The sequence below is a fragment of the Microbacterium sp. genome (genome assembly GCF_030149085.1).
In the GTDB taxonomy this organism is placed as follows: Bacteria; Actinomycetota; Actinomycetes; order Actinomycetales; family Microbacteriaceae; genus Microbacterium.
The window spans coordinates 1-2364 of record NZ_JASBSF010000087.1 but is presented as its reverse complement, the minus strand read 5'-3'; the positions used below and the strand labels follow the sequence as shown (position 1 = coordinate 2364).

Here is a 2364-nt window from a genome sequence, read left to right as displayed (position 1 = left end):
TTTCACGCTGCTCGGTCTCAATGAGCACCTGAAGCCGCTCGGTCTTCATGCCCATACTGTAGTCGGCGCATGTATCCGGACGTCGGGGCGTTCAGGCGAGGGCTGGTCTGCCGCGCTGCGGGCGCGCCTCCACTTCCCGCGCGATGGCAGTCACCCATTCTCGACGCCAGCGACGGATGCGTTCGCGTTGTGCCTTGTTGGCGCCAGAGCGGGGGCCCAGTAGATCGAATGCTGCGTCGACATGACTCACGAGCTCCACCTGCGGGCTGGCCGATGCACGCGCGAGTATGCGACACGCCGAGGACGCGTCGACGCCTGTCTCGAGAAGGCGCAGGATCTCCCTTGCATCCTTGAATCCCTTTTCGGTGTCAGGCCTATCGAGCAGTGCGGCCATCTTCGAGATCGTGTGGGCGTCGATCGTGAGCAGACGCCATTTGCCTTGGCCGAGGTCTTCCGTGTGGTCGGCGAGAACCTCGACCCGTAGACGGAGCTTTCCGCCGAGCTCGGACTGGTGTGGAATGTACACATCGACGTGGACACCCTCGACTTCACCGCGCCACTTCGTTCCTTGCAGATGGCTGGACTCCGACAGCTCCGACAAGGCGCCTCTGACCTTCTCCCGCACCTCATGTGAGCCGATGATCAGGTCGATGTCACGGCTGATGTCGCCGCCCACGCGAGCGAACGTCGCCCACCCTCCGATAAGGATCGAAGGGTCGAGTTCGTGGCCCAGGTAGTCGAGGACGAACCTCAGATGTCCCTCGTCGTCCAGAGGCACCTCAGCCAACGCGTTCCTCCGCCCGCGCCCAATCGTCAATCGCGAACCACTCCCGCCACAGCGCACGACGGAACTCGCTGGCCTGCCACCCTGGCTGGGCGAAGAGATCCGCGTAGGTCTGCGCGGCACTGGTGAACCCGTCACCCCACTTCGCAAGCGTGTGCTGATCAACCGTGATCACGCGCGCATCGTCGCCAGGTGGAAGTCCATTGAGATCCGTATCGAAGGGCACGTAGACGAGTGCGATTCCGTGATCCGCGATGAGATTGCGACCACCGAGGTGATGAGCAGCTGCACGAGTACCCCCAATCGCATATTCAGGCGCACGCGCGACGAGGTCCTGGGCCGCGGCGAACTCGGTTCCGCGCGCACCCGCGAGTGTTCGAGCTGCCGCGAGCAGCATGAGGACGCGTTCCGGATCCGACACACTGAAGCCTCCACCGGGGTGTTTCGTCACTGCACCGATCGCAGTCGGACGAGACAATGCCTTGTAGGTGATCTTCTCTCCGACGCCGGCTTCCCACGCGAGGTCACCGGCGTTCTTCCATTGCCTCCGCCCGGCGAGGGCAGCATCGACCATCGTTCGCCAGACGGCATCGGTTTCGCGCATCGCTTTCCTCCTCGTTGATTCTACTCAGTAGTAGAATCAAGAATCCACCTATTAGTGGAATCGAGAATCGACCGAGAAGTAGAATCGCGGATCGCCTGGCTCGATCTTCCTGGCCATCATCCTTTCTTCCTCAAAGGGTAGACTTCCACCGTGGCTCTCAACATCAAGGACCCCGAGGCCGATCGCCTGGTGCGGGCTCTGGCCGACGCAACGGGCGAGAGCATCACGGTTGCCGCGCGGCGAGCCTTCGCCGAGCGCCTCGACCGCGTCAGGGCACAGGCCACGGCGCCCGATGTGCAGAGCGACCTCGAAGCGATCATCTCCCGAGGGCGCGATCGGGCGACGCTGGATGCGCGGTCGGCCGACGAGATCATCGGCTACGACGAGCACGGCCTGCCCAGATGACGATCGTCCTCGATACGTCGGCATTGATGGCCATCGTCCTTGGCGAAGCGGATGCGTCGCATTTCGCCCGCGTGATCGCTGAGAACGTCGGCGATCTACACGTGAGCGCGGCAACGCTCGTTGAGGCGACGATCGTGGCCGAAGCGCGGCAGGGGTCGGCAGCTACCCAGGATCTCGAAGCCCTCATCTCTCGCGCTCGCGTAACGGTCGCGCCCTTCGACGCCGCGCAAGCGTCTATCGCAACGGCAGCGTGGCGCCGGTTCGGCAAAGGTCGTCACGCAGCATCACTGAACATGGGTGACTGCTACTCGTACGCACTCGCGCGCAGCCTGGGCGCCGCACTGCTGTTCAAGGGCGACGACTTCGCCCAGACCGACATCGCGGCGGCCATCTGACCCCGTCCCCGCTCGCCTAGCGAGCGAAGCGAGTCGAAACACCCCGTCCGCCCCTCCCGGACACCAACCGGATACCAGCGCGAAATACCGGGTGTGTGAGGATAGTTCGAGGATCCCCAACCGAGAGGCACCATGGAGCTCCGCGACTACCTGCACATCCTGCGCAAGAACTGGCT

At 63.7% G+C, this 2364-nt stretch carries 4 protein-coding genes; 2 read left to right on the top strand and 2 right to left on the bottom strand.

The features are described 5' to 3' along the window. Positions 1–91: 91 nt before the first annotated feature. Entirely contained in the window at positions 92–787 is a 696-nt protein-coding gene (locus Q1V87_RS03665) for a hypothetical protein (protein ID WP_300590874.1), read from the bottom strand. Further along, positions 780–1388, bottom strand: a complete 609-nt coding sequence (locus tag Q1V87_RS03660) for a hypothetical protein (protein ID WP_300590873.1) — start codon at positions 1386–1388, stop codon at positions 780–782. Before Q1V87_RS03660 ends, Q1V87_RS03665 begins: the two co-directional genes overlap by 8 nt. Positions 1389–1538: 150 nt before the next feature. Between Q1V87_RS03660 and Q1V87_RS03655 the strand changes: the two genes are divergently transcribed. Both Q1V87_RS03655 and Q1V87_RS03650 read left to right on the top strand, forming a co-directional pair. After that, positions 1539–1793, top strand: coding sequence for a type II toxin-antitoxin system VapB family antitoxin (locus Q1V87_RS03655; protein ID WP_195693032.1), 255 nt, complete (start codon positions 1539–1541; stop codon positions 1791–1793). Beyond that, positions 1790–2188: a type II toxin-antitoxin system VapC family toxin gene (locus tag Q1V87_RS03650; RefSeq protein WP_300590872.1), complete on the top strand. Its 399-nt coding sequence runs from the start codon at positions 1790–1792 to the stop codon at positions 2186–2188. Before Q1V87_RS03655 ends, Q1V87_RS03650 begins: the two co-directional genes overlap by 4 nt. Positions 2189–2364: the final 176 nt, after the last annotated feature.

What these genes read in the sequence shown, in the direction of transcription:
- Q1V87_RS03650 (WP_300590872.1), top strand. Translation starts at nt 1,790, where the DNA reads ATGACGATCGTCCTCGATACGTCGGCATTGATGGCCATCGTCCTTGGC.
- Q1V87_RS03660 (WP_300590873.1), bottom strand. Translation starts at nt 1,388, where the DNA reads ATGCGCGAAACCGATGCCGTCTGGCGAACGATGGTCGATGCTGCCCTC.